The sequence below is a fragment of the Mesorhizobium sp. M4A.F.Ca.ET.090.04.2.1 genome (genome assembly GCF_003999085.1).
GTDB lineage: Bacteria > Pseudomonadota > Alphaproteobacteria > Rhizobiales > Rhizobiaceae > Mesorhizobium.
Genome location: NZ_RZOT01000004.1, coordinates 1 through 15,048 on the forward strand (window position 1 = coordinate 1; position 15,048 = coordinate 15,048).

General features: G+C 56.2%; 18 protein-coding genes. 12 read left to right on the forward strand and 6 right to left on the reverse strand.

Annotated elements, in window-relative coordinates; translation table 11 throughout:
- Positions 1-531 (reverse strand): hypothetical protein (locus tag EN781_RS00855; protein ID WP_210213453.1); only part of this gene is annotated, 531 nt, incomplete at its 3' end.
- A gap of 243 nt (positions 532-774) precedes the next feature.
- Here EN781_RS00855 and EN781_RS00860 point away from each other — a divergent pair.
- The 4 genes from EN781_RS00860 (at position 775) to EN781_RS00875 (ending at position 6,349) form a co-directional block, all read left to right on the forward strand.
- On the forward strand, positions 775-1,755 hold the full coding sequence (locus EN781_RS00860; RefSeq protein ID WP_127399681.1) for a hypothetical protein: 981 nt from the start codon (positions 775-777) through the stop codon (positions 1,753-1,755).
- Between the two features lie 86 nt (positions 1,756-1,841).
- Positions 1,842-4,595: a DNA polymerase gene (locus EN781_RS00865; RefSeq protein WP_127399682.1), complete on the forward strand. Its 2,754-nt coding sequence runs from the start codon at positions 1,842-1,844 to the stop codon at positions 4,593-4,595.
- 342 nt (positions 4,596-4,937) lie between these two features.
- A complete protein-coding gene (locus tag EN781_RS00870) occupies positions 4,938-5,840 on the forward strand; it encodes a hypothetical protein (RefSeq protein WP_127399683.1) in 903 nt (300 codons plus the stop codon).
- A gap of 137 nt (positions 5,841-5,977) precedes the next feature.
- On the forward strand, positions 5,978-6,349 hold the full coding sequence (locus tag EN781_RS00875) for a hypothetical protein (protein ID WP_127399684.1): 372 nt from the start codon (positions 5,978-5,980) through the stop codon (positions 6,347-6,349).
- A gap of 69 nt (positions 6,350-6,418) precedes the next feature.
- Here the strand turns inward: EN781_RS00875 and EN781_RS00880 are convergent, their stop codons facing one another.
- On the reverse strand, positions 6,419-6,682 hold the full coding sequence (locus EN781_RS00880; protein WP_127399685.1) for a helix-turn-helix transcriptional regulator: 264 nt from the start codon (positions 6,680-6,682) through the stop codon (positions 6,419-6,421).
- A gap of 105 nt (positions 6,683-6,787) precedes the next feature.
- Between EN781_RS00880 and EN781_RS00885 the strand changes: the two genes are divergently transcribed.
- The 3 genes from EN781_RS00885 (at position 6,788) to EN781_RS00895 (ending at position 9,000) form a co-directional block, all read left to right on the forward strand.
- Positions 6,788-7,117 (forward strand): hypothetical protein, encoded by a 330-nt coding sequence (locus EN781_RS00885; protein ID WP_127399686.1) that lies wholly within the window; start codon positions 6,788-6,790, stop codon positions 7,115-7,117.
- Positions 7,118-7,129: 12 nt separating this feature from the next.
- The gene (locus EN781_RS00890; RefSeq protein WP_127399687.1) at positions 7,130-7,675 is read left to right on the forward strand and encodes a hypothetical protein; all 546 of its coding nucleotides are present in this window, start codon (positions 7,130-7,132) and stop codon (positions 7,673-7,675) included.
- A gap of 134 nt (positions 7,676-7,809) precedes the next feature.
- Positions 7,810-9,000, forward strand: coding sequence for a hypothetical protein (locus EN781_RS00895; RefSeq protein WP_127399688.1), 1,191 nt, complete (start codon positions 7,810-7,812; stop codon positions 8,998-9,000).
- 16 nt (positions 9,001-9,016) lie between these two features.
- Here the strand turns inward: EN781_RS00895 and EN781_RS00900 are convergent, their stop codons facing one another.
- Positions 9,017-9,337 carry a helix-turn-helix transcriptional regulator gene (locus EN781_RS00900; protein WP_127309779.1) on the reverse strand — a complete coding sequence of 107 codons (321 nt, stop codon included), beginning with the start codon at positions 9,335-9,337 and terminating at the stop codon, positions 9,017-9,019.
- A gap of 432 nt (positions 9,338-9,769) precedes the next feature.
- On the opposite strand from EN781_RS00900, the gene EN781_RS00905 reads away from it, so the two are divergent.
- The 3 genes from EN781_RS00905 (at position 9,770) to EN781_RS00915 (ending at position 11,814) form a co-directional block, all read left to right on the forward strand.
- Complete coding sequence (locus EN781_RS00905; protein WP_127399689.1) at positions 9,770-10,762, forward strand: hypothetical protein; 993 nt, start codon at positions 9,770-9,772, stop codon at positions 10,760-10,762.
- Positions 10,763-10,843: 81 nt separating this feature from the next.
- Entirely contained in the window at positions 10,844-11,287 is a 444-nt protein-coding gene (locus tag EN781_RS00910; protein WP_127309777.1) for a MucR family transcriptional regulator, read from the forward strand.
- Between the two features lie 335 nt (positions 11,288-11,622).
- Complete coding sequence (locus EN781_RS00915; RefSeq protein ID WP_127399690.1) at positions 11,623-11,814, forward strand: hypothetical protein; 192 nt, start codon at positions 11,623-11,625, stop codon at positions 11,812-11,814.
- Positions 11,815-12,312: 498 nt separating this feature from the next.
- On the opposite strand, the gene EN781_RS00920 is transcribed toward EN781_RS00915, so the two are convergent.
- Complete coding sequence (locus EN781_RS00920; RefSeq protein WP_127399691.1) at positions 12,313-12,513, reverse strand: hypothetical protein; 201 nt, start codon at positions 12,511-12,513, stop codon at positions 12,313-12,315.
- Positions 12,514-12,841: 328 nt separating this feature from the next.
- Here EN781_RS00920 and EN781_RS35005 point away from each other — a divergent pair, with 328 nt between their 5' ends.
- Positions 12,842-13,198 carry a hypothetical protein gene (locus EN781_RS35005; protein ID WP_245492521.1) on the forward strand — a complete coding sequence of 119 codons (357 nt, stop codon included), beginning with the start codon at positions 12,842-12,844 and terminating at the stop codon, positions 13,196-13,198.
- A 234-nt stretch (positions 13,199-13,432) separates the two neighbouring features.
- Here the strand turns inward: EN781_RS35005 and EN781_RS00930 are convergent, their stop codons facing one another.
- Both EN781_RS00930 and EN781_RS00935 read right to left on the reverse strand, forming a co-directional pair.
- Positions 13,433-13,633 carry a hypothetical protein gene (locus EN781_RS00930; RefSeq protein ID WP_127309237.1) on the reverse strand — a complete coding sequence of 67 codons (201 nt, stop codon included), beginning with the start codon at positions 13,631-13,633 and terminating at the stop codon, positions 13,433-13,435.
- Between the two features lie 33 nt (positions 13,634-13,666).
- Positions 13,667-14,527, reverse strand: a complete 861-nt coding sequence (locus EN781_RS00935) for an ATP-dependent DNA ligase (protein WP_127399693.1) — start codon at positions 14,525-14,527, stop codon at positions 13,667-13,669.
- A 147-nt stretch (positions 14,528-14,674) separates the two neighbouring features.
- Between EN781_RS00935 and EN781_RS00940 the strand changes: the two genes are divergently transcribed.
- Positions 14,675-14,932, forward strand: coding sequence for a hypothetical protein (locus tag EN781_RS00940; RefSeq protein ID WP_245492522.1), 258 nt, complete (start codon positions 14,675-14,677; stop codon positions 14,930-14,932).
- Positions 14,933-15,048: the final 116 nt, after the last annotated feature.

Below are 15,048 nucleotides of genomic sequence, written 5' to 3' on the forward strand. Positions count from 1 at the left end.
CAATCGGACGATCTCTTTGTCACTTGGGCTTGGCTCAGGGTCCGCCAACCAATGATCCGGCATCCGCCAAGACCTCAACCCATGACGTGACCCAATCGCGATCGGGTTTGTGTCATGCGTCAGCAGCCGCTTACGTTCTGCGGGTACATCCGTTGCATGGAGAATTTGGGCGATGACACGATCGTCGCCCTCGCCCGGATCAAGATCATCATACTGATCCCAATTGATGCGAGCGGATCGGGCTATTGCGATCTCGATAGCAGGAGGACCGCCGGCGACCCGATGCGGCGCAGCAGTCTCAGCGGCAGGGGCGATTAGTCGATTAAACGCTCTGGCGCGCTTACTAAGACGCCCATCCCGCTTCCGCTTGTCGATCTCGGAGTTTACCTGCGGAACGACCAAAATCAGAATGGGGCCGATCGGATCCAGCTCGTGCCACGGCAACGTGTCTAGTGGTTTGCCTTCAAGGGCAACCATACTGTCGATGAAAACGATCGACGAATACTTCGCGTGGTCAAACGCCGGTTCCATCCATGAAGCGTATCGGCAATCCACCGATTCGACCATTCGAGAGCAAAACCAGCGGCAACGGATTCACAATTTCAGAGGTTCTGCGGATCCAACTGACGCGTTTCGGGAGGCGCAGAGGAGCGATCTCCAATTTTTCGCAAATTTTTATTCGAGGGGTCTTGCGCCGACATCTTGCCGTACCTATCTACCGCGTCCGCCTGCAGGGACACCTCTGCAAGGCGCCAACGGAGGGACTCGAATCGCATGGCAGGATCAACATCCTCGAAAACTCAACTCGACGAACTCGGCCTCAAGGCCTCTAAGGAATACTCCAGCGACGTATATGTCTACGCTGGGCAGATAGATGAAAAAGGGTATGAAGCACTTCGCAAGGAAGTGCTGTTAGCCCGCAGATCAGACAACGTCCTACTAATTCTGATCACAACCGGCGGATCTAGCTCCGCTGCTTTCAAAATAGCTAGACTCTTCCAAGCTTTTTACGACAGTTTCGACATCTACATTCCTGCAGAATGCAAAGCAGCGGGAACAGTCCTTGCGCTTGGAGCTAACCGGATATGGATGTCTCCGTTTTCGGAGCTAGGACCAATTGATGGTCAAGTTCCGCGAAGCTCTGCTCGCGCCTCCGTAGAGGAGATAATGAGGGCATCGTTCCAATTCTTCGAATTTTCAGTGACCAAGCTGATCGAAGATGGCCAGGGCACTGTCGGCTTCAAGCAGGCTGCTGAAAAAGGTGGATCGATGGCTGCGAACGTGATGTCGTCGCTGTTCGCAAAGGTCGACCCCGAATTGCTGGGTCGCAATAACCGTCTTACGCAAGAGGCTATCGGGTACGGGAGTCGTCTTGCTGAAGCATCCGGCAATGCCGAGCGGGACACCGTGGTCAGCCTGGCGGAGGACTACCCATGCCATGACTTCGTCATAGACTTCAAGCAGGCGAAAACGCTGTTTCGGAATGTCCAGCTGGCCGACGGCACTCTGTTTGCCGTGGGGAACGAGCTTAATGCCGCAAGGCACGATGCATCTGGGGGGATCACAGACATTCGAACCCTTCACAGCACAACCCTGCCAGGGATGCCAGACCCTTTCGAGCCATTCTTTTGCGAAGTGCCAAACTACGGCGAGATGGCTGACGTCGCCAATTATTCCGATTGGTTTACCGGCCCTCACCAGGCACGTGAAGTTCAGCCAAACTGGACCGACGAACTGAGCCAAAAGGCGGCATAAACCCCTCCATTTTTGCAAAAAAAGGGTTTCGCCCATCTTGGGCGAAGCCCTTCTCAGCGCATGCTTGAAGCAAAAAGGGGCTTTTCATGGAAGTTTTCAACGAACTTACCGCTGGCGGCGAATCTGCCGGACAGGGCTCTCAGCATTTCGGCGCTATAACGCCGATTGCGAGGGTGCGCGACACGAGGACGCTTAACGAGCAAAGATATTCGGCCACCATCAACGCCGACGATCCCGTTGTTGAAGTCACCATTACGCCTGGAAATATCCAGCCAGAACCCGAGCGAAAGCGCGGGCGAAAGGCGCAGGCAGCCACGGCGCATCTGATTATCGGGTTCGACACCGAATACCAGTCTCGTGATGCGATCGGTTCGACCAAGGACGAGGCGCAGGGCGCCAAGAATGAGATCCTGTCCTATCAATTCTGCGTAAGGCTGATTTCCCGGGAATGCCGCGACGAAGTACCGATCCAGTCCAGCGGGATAATCATTCCTGACAACGGGCAGCGTTGGCTTCTGCGAGATTTCATTTCGGCTGCCATTGGCACTTTTGTCGTGGAGCACCCGAGCCACGAAGTTCCTGCCGAGGTCTATCTGGTCGGACACTTTACCCGCGCCGATCTCCCGATGTTCGATGAGTTTGCAGACGAAGCAAAGCTCACGATGAACAATGTGCGCAGCACGTTCGTCTCAATCGATCGCGCCATTCCAATGGAGATTGTCGACCGAAGTGGGAACGAAATAGCTCAATTCAAGATCAAACTAAGGGACACGATCCTGCTGGCACCAGCCAGCGCCAAACAGCTGGCCGACGTCGGCAAGATGCTTGGCTTCAACAAGATCGAGCTGGCAGACACGCTCGCTGAAGAGCGGCAAATCAAAAAGCATATGAAGCAATTCCGGTCAGAAAACTGGTCGAAATTCCGCGAATACGCGATCCGAGACGCCGAAATCTGTACGCATTATGCCGAGCAGTTGATCCGTCAATATGACCAACTCTTCGGGAAGTTCGCCATGCCGCTAACGCTGACCTCGTTCGGTTCCAAGCTGGCGATCGGGCAATGGGAGCAAAAGGGCTGGAATCCGGACGACATATTGGGCCGTGAAGAGAAGAAGGTAGCCTCGTTCAGCAAGCGGCTCGGGCGACTGGTGACCAAAACGATCCATCCACACCAGGAACTCGTCCATTACGAGTTGGATTTTGTGTCGGAAGCTTACCACGGCGGACGCAACGAGCAATTCATGTACGGGATCTGCGACGAGGGGATTTGGCGGGATCACGATCTAAGCTCGGCCTATCCAACGGCAATGACGCTTCTGTGCAAGCCGGACTGGGAGAAGATCGAGCGCGACGTAGCACTCGAAGAGATCGAGTTGCTTGATCTTGCATTCGCGTCGGTCGATTTCGAATTTCCAGTCTCTGTTCGGTTTCCCACTCTGCCGGTTCGAACGGCGAACGGCATTATCTTTCCCCGAAAGGGGCGAGCGTGTTGCGCAGCTCCAGAATTGGTCCTGGCAAGACAACTCGGAGCGAAGCTTGAGAAGCGATACTCCGTTAGGGTGCCGGTTGAAAAAGGTGTTGGGGTGTTCACCGACTTTATCAACGACTGCATCACCCGCAGGAAGGAATTCAAAAAAGGAACGTTTGGCAACTTGTTCTGGAAGGAGGTCGGAAACAGCACATACGGGAAGACCGCCCAGGGGTTGCGGAAAAAGCGGGTATACGATCTCCGCGGCGATGACATGGTCGAATTGCCGGAAAGCGAGCTTACGCAGCCGTTCTTCGCAGCGTTCATCACGTCTTACACGCGAGCCGTGCTCGGCGAAGTGCTGAACAGCTTTCCCAATACAGTTCAGGTTTTTAGCGTAACGACTGACGGGTTTCTGTCTAACGCCAACGACGCAGACCTGGAACATGCTGTAGGCGGCCCGATCTTCGCTTCGTTTAAGCGAGCCAAGCTGAAGCTCGGCCGCGATGACCCCCCAATGGAAGTTAAACACACGATCCGCCAACCTCTCGGCTGGAGGACAAGAGGATCAGCAACGTTGCAGCTGGGACTCGGCGACAAACTCGATGAAAACATCGTCTTGCAGAAGGGCGGCATCAAGCTCGACCTGCGAGACCTGAAGCCGGATGAGGAAAACGCGCAGATCGTCGAGTTGTTTTTCAATCGAATTGCCGGGCAGCAGCTTACATATGAGTCAGGGGTTGGCCTGAAAGACATGATCCGATTCGGCGCTGATTTTGTGATGCGATCGGTGACCAAGCGCCTGTCGATGGAATTTGACTGGAAACGTCGGCCAATCGAAATCCTGGACAGATCGGTCGAATTCGGGGGGAAGGCCTACACTCACCTTTCCTTCGCGTCCGAACCGATAGAGGACCTGGACGAATTCCAGCGTGTCCGAGAAGCTTGGGACAAGTGGGCTACGAATCCTTACAGGATTCTCAAGTCCGTTTCGGACTTGAGCTCTTTCCAGAGATATATCGAGACCAACCGGAAGACCAGTGAATCGGTCATGCGATACGCCGGCAAGGAAGACGGCGATCTGAAACGGGCGCGGCGCGATCTGACCCGCGCGTTCAAACACTATCACGCCGGGTTCGACCTCGTGCTAAAGCGCATGGGTAAGGTCTCCCACGAGCGGTTCTGTGACATTCTCATTGGCGTTGGCATCCCGTGTCAGGTGACCGACCTCGAGAATGCCAAGCGTTCGGAGTTTCAGCCTCACACATGGATCGTCAGCGACCGATCGGTAGTAGCGCTCGAAAATCTCAAGGAGAGATGTTTCCCGGAGTTGGACATCGATATGTTTCTTCCTCAGAACAACCCATGTTAAAATTCATCCACACGCATGGAAAACCTTTCGAAGCTAGCAGATCAGATATATGACTTTCGTTGTGGAACACATGCGAGATAAACTGGCCGATCCCGTAATTGTCTCTCCCCTCACACCCATATGCATCTTTTACGGTTACGTGAGTGGCTTCGGCCATGAACTCCTGCATTCCGTAAAAGTTTTGTACCCGGTTAATTGATTTTCAGGCTTTACTGGTAATGAATTGCAATTCAATCTGCAATTATTCAACGTATTCTTAGTTTTGCTTGACAATTTCCTTGTATCGCTGCATACAAATTGCGCGCGCCCTTCGAGGGCTGTGCGTACAACGGAGAGAACTTGATGACAGAACGCCCGGGTAACGAAGTTGCGAAAGCTCTTGCGAAGCAAGTGTCTGACGAGGAAAGAGCGGACATCTACCAATATTTTGGACCCATCAATGAGGAAGGTCTAAAGGGACTACAGGCCGCCATGGGAGACCCGACGCACGCACGTGCGATCCTGGTTTTGACCACACAGGGCGGCGATGGAGCGGCCGCATATCAGATCGCTCGTCACTTCCATCGCAACTATGAGCGACTGACCGTCTACATTCCGCTCTCTTGCGCGAGTGCCGGAACCTTCGTAGCTCTCGGGGCGCATGATCTTATCATGGATGCCAGCGCTATTATGGGTCCGATTGATCCGCAAATTCGAAAGCACGACGAAATTTGCACGCGAGAGTCCGCTTTGTCCTCTCAGGCAGCTCTGCGCGCACTGGGTGATGCAGCCTATAAGATTATGGAGGACACAGCGGTCAGCCTTGTGACGAGGAGCGAGACGGCAGTTAGCTTCAAACTCGCGAGCGAAGTGGGTGCGAATCTCGCTACTAGCCTGGTCTCGGGGTTGGCGTCGAAACTGGATCCGACGGTCTTCGGTACGCGCCAACTCGCCATCGATAGTGCGATCGAATACGGCAACCGCCTTATCCGAGTCTCTAATAATGCCTCTGAGGACACTGTCCATCACCTCGTGACGGAATATCCAAGCCATGACTTTGTCATCGATTTCGCGGAGGCGTCCGAACTGTTTCGGAACGTATCAGAGCCATCGGAACTGTTGAGGCTCTATGCGATGAATCTCTACTTGCCAGACGGGATCGCTATCGTTCCGGATGAACCCGCAGAGCGACCTGACCAGGAGTGGGGCAGTGCATCGGACTCGGATCGCCCGGTTGAACAAAGCGAGGCTCTTAAAGCCGCATAGGCGGGCAGTGGAGGGCGCCACACAGTCGATCAAAAGCGAGATGTTCCCTGTTATCAAGGTATGGGGACGCAACCTGTTGACCTTCTTAACCATCTGGCGGGACGCCGTTGTCGATCATCAACGGAAGGAGATCGCAAATGGCATTCGAAGGATTGAAACTGGTCGCAGCCCCGAAGCAGGCACCGACGGACCCAGCATCCAAGCGTCGGCAGCGGCTGATTATGCAAATCGACCATCAGATTTACATGGCGGAGCCGGAGAACCTCGGCCGGAAATTCCGTGGACGCTGGTGGACGATCGATCTGGACGGCAAGCCAACGCTGTCGATCAAGTATGGCAAGGTTCCTCTCGAACTTGCCAAGGGCAAGCATGCAATAGCATGCAATGACATGGCCGGCGTGGTCGATGCGCTGAAGAAGGCGCGGGAAGCCGCGATCGAAGGCACGTTCGACAGCCAGTTGACGACTGTTTCCGAGCAGGTCCGGGCGCGGTTTAAGAAGGGTCGCTAAGGCATCATTGCCCAAAAAACGAACACCCATCCCGCCCAGCGGCGGGATGGGTCTAGCTGATGGGTCCAGCTATCGCGCCTTTTTCCGGCCCGCCTTCAAAGTCGTCGGCACCTGTTCACCAGGTTCGGGCTCTCGAAACAGCTGCGCGATTTGGACATCGAGGGCTATCGCAACCTTCTCCAGCGTAAAAATCGTTGGATTGCGCGCAGCCCGCTCTAAGTGACCCACGTAGGCACGCTCAATGCCAGCGCTGAGCGCTAGGTCATCCTGTGAGATGCCCCTCTCCACCCTCAAGCGCCGTAAATTCCAGGCTACCAATGACTGCACTTCCATTTTCAGGAAGCAATCAGTTGCCCTTGTCTGAAACCACGTAATATAAGACCATGATTATGGGTTGAGGAGCTTACCTCCTCGGGTGTCAGACTTGTTGGGGGAATAATGGACGAGACCGCTTTGCCGGCCGCTACGATCGACTGCCCGTATTGCTCGGAGCCGATCAATCCGAAATCCAAGAAATGCAAACACTGTGGGGAAATCCTCGATCCGCAAATGCGAGAGATCGAGCTGCTAAAGAGCCAGCGAAACAGCCCGCAGGTTTTCATGAATGCAGGCGGCGGAGCAGCAGCCGCGGCTGCGTCAGGGTTTGGCGGGCCGGTGAAGCGGTTCCCCCACTGGATTCACATTCTGCTGGTGATCCTATCCAGTGGGCTTTGGCTACCGGTCTACATCCTGATGTACCTGTTCCGAAACAAGCGATATTACTACTGAGGGGGCCGGCGGATGAGCAATCGGTTCCTAAAATCCCTCGGTCGTCACCTTCCCCAAATCGTCATGGTCGCAATCGCCGTCTCAATGCCGGCGCCTGCATTCGCGGATAGTAGTTTTCGCGGATTCACCGTGTCGGACAGCCCAGACCAGGTCGATAAGAACGCGAAGGATGAGGGGATGACTGTGAAATGGGGAGCTCCTGTGTTTGACCCGACCGGCAACGGCAAGCAGGCGACGCTCAAGGATGGCGACAATGCCTGCGGATGGATCATATTCAACGGCGATCAAAAGATCGAATCGATGGTGTTCGGAGAATGCTTCTTCGGCGGCGAGGGGATGGGGCTACGTACGGTCGCCCAGGAATTCGTCAACAGGTTCGGCGGACCTGCTGAAATGGAGGTGATCTCCGACCCGATGTGCAAGGACGCTGAGCCGTTTCGGTTCAAGGGTAAGACATCAGAAGGCGAGCAGTTCCGGATCGAACAGAGCTGTGCCAACTGGAAGCTGGAGGTCACCGTCGAGATCAAGCCAGGATCGGGTAAGGGTCTGAAGTTCTAGGTTGACCCTACGCAACTTGCGTGCTGCCGGCGTGTGGCACTTGCTGAACTTCGATCTGAAGTTCACCAATTTCGAAACAATGATTCGACAGGGTTGCCTGACTGCCACTAGACTTCTGCCTGGGGTTTCCGGGCATGTTTCGCTTCTTTTCCATTCGCGTCCTGCTGTTTGTAGCGTCGATTTTGCTGGGCGCTCCAGCTCACGCCGGCTTGCAATTCCAAGCCGGACAGACTGGCTGGGGACTGCACTATATCTTGGTGTCAGGCGATTTCGCTTATCAAGACGACTTGTCTACCTTTGAGAACCAGGTGCGATCCAATTCGGCGACCGCCGTCACATTTTCGTCTCCAGGCGGCAACATCCAGAAGGCCATGGAACTCGGACGCCTCATTCGCAGGCTAGGCATCAATACGATCCAGTTCAGGGCCGTCGAGTGCGCCTCGGCATGCTCGCTTGCTTTCCTGGGCGGCGTCATCCGCTACGCTGACCCAGGCTCGATCGGCGTTCACAAATCGTCTTTCCAGGGCGATGTTTCCCTAACCACCCAGGAAGCCGTCTCCGCCGTTCAGCAAATTACCGCTGATGTCATGACCTATATGATCGAGATGGGTGTGGACCCGGCTCTGCTCCAGCTTTCGCTGCAATATGACAGCAACGACATCCGTTATCTGTCGATGAGCGAGATGGTAAAATACAGGGTTGTTACCTTCACGCCAGAAGCCGGCCATGGCCAGGTTGCTAGCGAGGTGCCGCCCTCGACGCCAATGCCTCAGCAGCAACCCACCGCGCCCTCGCCACCAGCCACTCCGCCTCCCTCAGTTGCTCCACCCTCGCCAACCGCTCCGTCGCTTGCAATTCCGCAAGCCCGCTCGGGTCGTATCGGGCACCCTAAAGGTTCGGCACCTCTGAAGGCGTTGCCGGAAGGAAAGTCGGCGAATGTCGCGGTGCTGAGGAACGGGAGTTGGGTGGCGATTCTTGGTAGCAGCGGTCGCTGGTATCAAGTCCAGACCGGAAATCAGGTGGGCTACATGCATGACACCTGGGTTCACGTCGACCAATACGACAGCGGCCCATTCGGGAAGAGGCATATCCAGGTCAAGAGCTTCGACAACTATGCCGAAGCGGCGGCATATGTGCGCTCCGCATCGATCCCTCTGTCTGCCTACCTTGCCACCAATGGCTGGTTCGCGATCACTTTGGAAAGCACGTTCGATGAGCCGATGGCCAAAGGTCTGGTTAGAGAGATGAAGGCGAGGGGCGCGATCCCAGACGATGCCTATGCCACGTTCGGCAACACCTACGTTCGCAAGGTGTGCTGCCAATAGCTGTGTCGAGGCATGATTAGCTACTGTTTTCCGAAGTCGGTCTTTGCAGAAGTTCGCACAGGCTGGTGATTGCCTCGTCAATCCCTGGCTCGTTGCGCTTGTAGAAGACTCGTGTCCCCACCTTCGTGGCCGAAACCAATCTGGCATCTGTCAGCCACCGCATGTGCAGGCTGACCGACTCTTGTGTGAGGCCAAGCCGGCCGCAAATTAGCTTGTTCGTCAGGCCGGTCTGTCGCGCGTCGGGCTCATCGGGGAAATACAGCTCGGGCCAGTTGAGAAAATCCAAAATCTTGAGCCTGCTTTCGCAGGCCAGCGCCTTGATGACGCGAGCGTCCATCGCCGTTCTCCATCAACTTGTTTCCGATGGGCGGCGCTATCCACAAACGGATGAGTATCGACAACGGGTTGTCGAGCGAATTTGCATGGTTAGTCACGCTAGGGTCTACTATGGTCTGGCTCCGTCAGGGTCAGCCGAGTTAGTAAACCATGGTCATTGCTCATCGCGTCAACCAATTGATTACGTCGTGCAAGCCACAAGCTGTTTGCGATGATTGCATAGTCGAAGCGGCCGGATTGCGCTCGCATTCCCACTCTTCCCAAATCACGGCTGCCCTTGGTACAACTTCAGACTTCGATCGGGAACGCGGCATTTGCTCACTCTGCCATTCTGAACGGATGGTCATTCGGGCCGTCCGCTAGACCTGGCGCCAAAACCGTTGCCCTTGGTCACTTTTAAGATGAGGGCGGAGCTACCAGGAGATAGCCCGCCATGCATCAAAATAGAATCAGCTCGTCGCTCAACGGTAACGGGTCGGAGAAATCAATTGTCGCCCTGCTGGCACGGCAGGAGAGCGGTCAAGTTCTGTCGATATGGCAGCACGATCGCATCAGCGAATACCTGCTCGCGGCCGACAGCCGACGACACACGTGGCATGCATGGCTCGCTACCCGAGGTACGGCGATTCGCGATGTAGACGAAACGTACCGGCTTTTCACTTTCGGCAAGCCCAGGGAAATTCTGACAGAAGCATTCGGGGAATGCCCTGCGGGAATGATCTCGGCACTGGGTAAATTCGGACCATTTGCAAGGCCGAGGCCCGTCTATTTGGCGCTCCATCAAGTGCTTTCGGCGGGCGGACCGCTGGCAAATCACATCCATCAGTCAGCCAAGGTCTTAGATGACGACCTTGTCTCACTCGCAACGGCTGTCACCATCCCGGCGTCGAACCGAGTCATTCGCGCGCTGCTGAAGTGCAAGATGCCAGCTCAGGTAATGGTTGAGCTGCTGTGGGTGATTTCAAGGATGGCGCCAATATACGACGAGCAGCTATTGGTTCGAGCCATTACTCAGGGCCGCCAGCCGGCAGCTATCCTAGCAAACTTGTTCAGCCTGACGCCGTTTCCAACCCCCCCATTGGATCAGACCGACGCCCTGATCCCGATCACCACGGCACAGCAGCTGCGTAAGACGGGAGAGGAATTTGCGAACTGCCTGAAGGGTGGCGAGGAGTTGGCCTACGCCCTCGCTTCAATCCAATCTGGTCAGCGCTATTTCTACCGCTGGAACGGCGATAATCCGACGCTTCTGACATTCTGTCGATGTGGGCCAACAGGATGGATTTTGGCTGAGCGGTCCGGTCCGAAGAATTCACGTGTTACTCAAGCCACGATCGACAAGATAGGTGAAGTGCTGGCCGGCGTCCCCCACGTCTTTGTCGATAAGGTAGGATCAGGCATGCTGCAGTGGATTTGCACGAGATGAAATTCCGACGGCTACTTCCATTGTTGATAAGACGGTTTTCAAAAGCTACGACGGCGAGGGGATTCATAAAGGAGATTCAACTTGGCCGACGAGACGACCAGCCTGATCGAATTAACGGCAGACATCGTGTCTGCCTACGTCAGCAACAATCCGCTGCCGGTTGCGTCTCTCCCGGATCTTATCCAGAGCGTGAATTCATCGCTTTCGAAAATCGGAGGACCGCCGGATCCCGAGACGCCGGCCCTGGTTCCAGCGGTCAACCCGAAGCGCTCCGTTTTTCCTGACTACATCGTCTGCCTTGAAGACGGGAAGAAGTTCAAATCCCTAAAGCGCCATCTCAACGTCCACTATGGCCTTACACCCGAAGAATACCGCGAAAAGTGGGGCTTGAAGTCGGACTATCCGATGGTGGCGCCGAGCTACGCCGCTCAGCGATCCACGCTGGCGAAGGCCAGCGGACTCGGTCGCAAGCCCGGAGCGAAACCCGCGAAGAAGGCGCCAGCCAAGCGAAAGGCGCGGGCATAGTTGCCGTATAGCGCTCCGCTGCACGAACTGTGGATAGTAACCGCTTGTTCACCATAAGCCGGCAATCTGATTGAGGGTGATCTAATCACACCCAAAACTGACTCTGCGTCATTCGTGACGCACCCCCGCCGAGGCCGGCGGCCGACGTTTTCAAGTACCCCAATGCGCCCCAACAACAGTATACGTCGGTCGCCGGTTCTTCTCTCCATTGGGTGTGATGCCCTTCGTCCCGCTCTACATTGCCGCAATCGGCCTAGCGATGCTCGCCAGCGCAGTCTGGCGCTTCTCTGCGGCCCCGCTGCATGCTGGCGCGATCAGAGTGGAAGGTTCGATCTATGGCCAGAGAAGCCGATTATCAGGATGACGATATAGTGGTCATCTCGCACAACCCACTGGTAGGCAAGTTGCTGCTGATCACGGAAGACAACGAAGAGATCGAGCTTCACCTCGAGAGGGACAGCGCCGAAGCATTGATGAGCGCGCTGGGTGCCTTCTTGATGGAAGGCGCGCTCGGGCCCTCGCCATAGCCTTTCGAGGTAGTTTAGCCGACTCCTGGGCTTGGTTAGGCCCTTGGTAGCAATTGAGCGAAAGCTAATATGCCTATAGTTTGGGCAGCGCGGGGACTTGGGATGCTTACCAATTCCCGTGAGTGGCCGGTGTGGCAGCCCCCCCGAAAACCCCGAGCTGCACCGGCCATTCGGCTTGCGTCGCAGACAACCGGCGCGCCTTCTTTGAAGGTGATGCTCATAAGCTCATGGCCGAATGCATCACGGACGGTGCAGACTATATCGCGCGGCTCAGGATGCGCAGCTAAACGGCGGACCATTTCGAAGGCCCTTTCCTTGGCGTCCCTCGGGCCCCGGAACATGGTCCCCTGTGCGTCGTGATAGACATCACCGCTATGCGACAGATCGAAGAAATATCGAGGCATGGGCTAATAATATCGAAGCCCGCAAAAGGTTCATTAGCAACCGTTAAGGAGCCTCCCCTCGCTGCTTCTCCATTAAGCTGCGTCTTGCCACTTTTCAGTTGAATGTGCGCAGGAAGTCCAGGTGCATTTCAAGTTCGCCTTGCACCGCCTCGAAGTCTTGCAATAGCCCTCGGGCCGCTTCGGCCTGGTGGCCGTCGAGCGTCATCTCATCAATGAGTTTGCGCTGGCGAGCAATGCGTGCCCTGCCTTCGCGAACGTGGCGTTCTCCTCTTTCCACCTTGGTCTCGGTGCTCATGCTGAGACAAGGCGGCTAATGGCCTTAAGTTCCGCCGCCCAAACGGAACATTTGCTCGCTCCTGGAGTTGGTCGGCATGGACACTTGGACTTCCCTCGATATCAGCGCCGCAGCCCTGAAACGGGCGCAAAAGCTTCGCGACGAAAATGACCGCTTCAGGAAGCAGGTGGCGGCGGAGCTGGCTAGGGCTCGCGCACTGATTGCCGATATTGCCGAGCTTATGCACACTCGCGACCTTAGGCGCCGCTGAACCGCGTGTGACCGGCAAGAACGCGGCGTCAATCCGCTGGAACGGACAAGGCCAAGGAACTTAGGTCAGCTCGATTAGATGCCTGATGAGGTCATCGGGCATAACGGGTTTCACAAGACGCCGAACGCCCGAAAATTCGCTTGGGACAATGGTCCGGTCATACCCGGTGACGAATATGAACGGGATACCGTGCGCCTTCAATTCGGCCGCGACGGCGAAAGTCGCGGCAGCACCCAGCTTTATGTCAACCGTGGCGCATTCGACGTCCTCGCTGGCGATTTTCCTCGATGCATCTTCAGGATTGGCCACCGGGCCAATTACCCTGCCGCCAGCTTCGGTGATCGCCTCTTCGAGTTCGATCGCGATCAGATACTCGTCCTCGACGACAAGGACTCGGCGACCCTGCAGTGGCGCTGCCCGCTTGAACTGACCTGAATTAATGGGAACGACAGAACACAACATCGACGCCCCCCTTTGGGTTGTCGGGTCAACAAGAGAGCTTACACCTGTTGGGGGGATTTGCGAGTCATTTGGCGAGAACCGAATAGCCCGGCTGCTCAGCAGGATGGCAGAGCGACACGATCGGGCGCCGGGCTATTCAGTAGGCCCGCTGCATGGGTTAGGGAGTTGGCAACGGGGATTCATGACAGATCCAACGTCGAGCGAGCCTCACGGTTCCTTCCGCACAATCCAGTCCAGTAAGTCCGGGTCAATGGTCTCGTAGCCTGACATGATGCGCACGATGTTCTTTACGGCCGGGCGCCGTTGCGCTTCGGGCGGATTGTCCTCGGCAACCCACCGCAGGAAGGCTTGGCGGATCACGTCACATTCAAAAGCGGAAATTGACTCGCGTGTGCGGGCTTTGACCATGAGGCCAAATGCGGCTTAGGTCGATAGGTTCCATCAATCCTCTTCCCGGAAATCCTGCAGCGAAGCATGGCGTAGGTCGGCCTCGCCCCGCAGGTGCTTCACACGTCCGATCAGCCCCGGCTTTACCCACTGCGTCGCCGGCCGCTTCATACCCTTCGGTTGACTTCCTGGAGCCTCCTGGACGCGCTGCCAGAGTCGTTCGCGCATTTCCCGGTTCAAGGTGATAAAGGCGCTGCCAACGTAGCGCCCGGTGCCGCGCTCGGCCATCAGAGCGAAAGCCGGTTTGCCGGCCTCGCGCTCGACGCCAAGCAGCTCGTATTCGTCGATGGTGAAGCACTTCGCCTTTAACCAGTTGGTCGATGGCCCAGAGCGATACTTGCTATCCTTCCGCTTCGAAACCATGCCTTCGAGCCCAGCCCGATCCACAAGATGAAACACCGCGTCGCCAGTGCCTGGCAGCGCCTCACTGAACTGGATGTGTTGACCCTCGGGAATCATCGCCTGGAGGATTTCCCGGCGATTGATCAAAGGCATCTCGCGCAGGTCGTGTCCGTTTAGATGCAAGAGATCGAAGGCCACGAAATAGAGGTCGTGCTGGCGCCCGGTGATGGCTTTGCGCAGTTCTCCGAAATCGGAGACGCCCGCGTCGTTCAGCACGATAATTTCTCCATCTATGATCGCACTCCGGACGTTCAGCCCTCTCGCGGTTTCGGCCAGGTCCCGATATTTGGCTGTCCAATCGAGGCCGCGTCGGGTGAGGATGCGCACTTCGGCGTCATCGATGATGATTTGCGACCGGTAGCCGTCGAACTTCACCTCATGGATCCAGGCATCGCCCTCGGGCGGCCTCTCCACCAAGGTCGGCATCAAAGGCTCAATGAACTTCAAACGCATCAAGGAAACTCGAGAGGACCGCGATTCAAGGCACCAAACCCCAATCGGTTCCGGAACATTTTAGATAACTTGAATGTTTAAATAACTACCCGCCTCAAAGCGGTGGAGACGATGGCGCGAGGTCCGCGAGTTGGTGACGAGATCACTTTGACAGCCACCATCCTGAAGGTGATGGAGGGTGGTGTTTCGAGCGTGAGCATCCCGACTTACAACTTTCCCCTTGCGATCGACACGCCGAAGAAAGTCAGGGCCGGTGAAAAAGTCCCAATCAGCGGCTTTGCGACGCGCGTCGATAGCACCGACGGCAAGATAACCGTTCGGATTGACGGCGGTGGCTTGGTCACAGTCGACGCCGATTCCATCGCAGGCTGCTCGCCGACTTCGCGCGTTGCCGTGAGGGGATAGGAGGAACGAGTGGGCAAATATCAGGCCAGCAGCGACCCAGTCTCCGACAACTGCCCGTACGACCCCGATTTGTTCATGGAAAAGCACGGCCTCTCCAGGCGCGCTGCGCAAGTGAT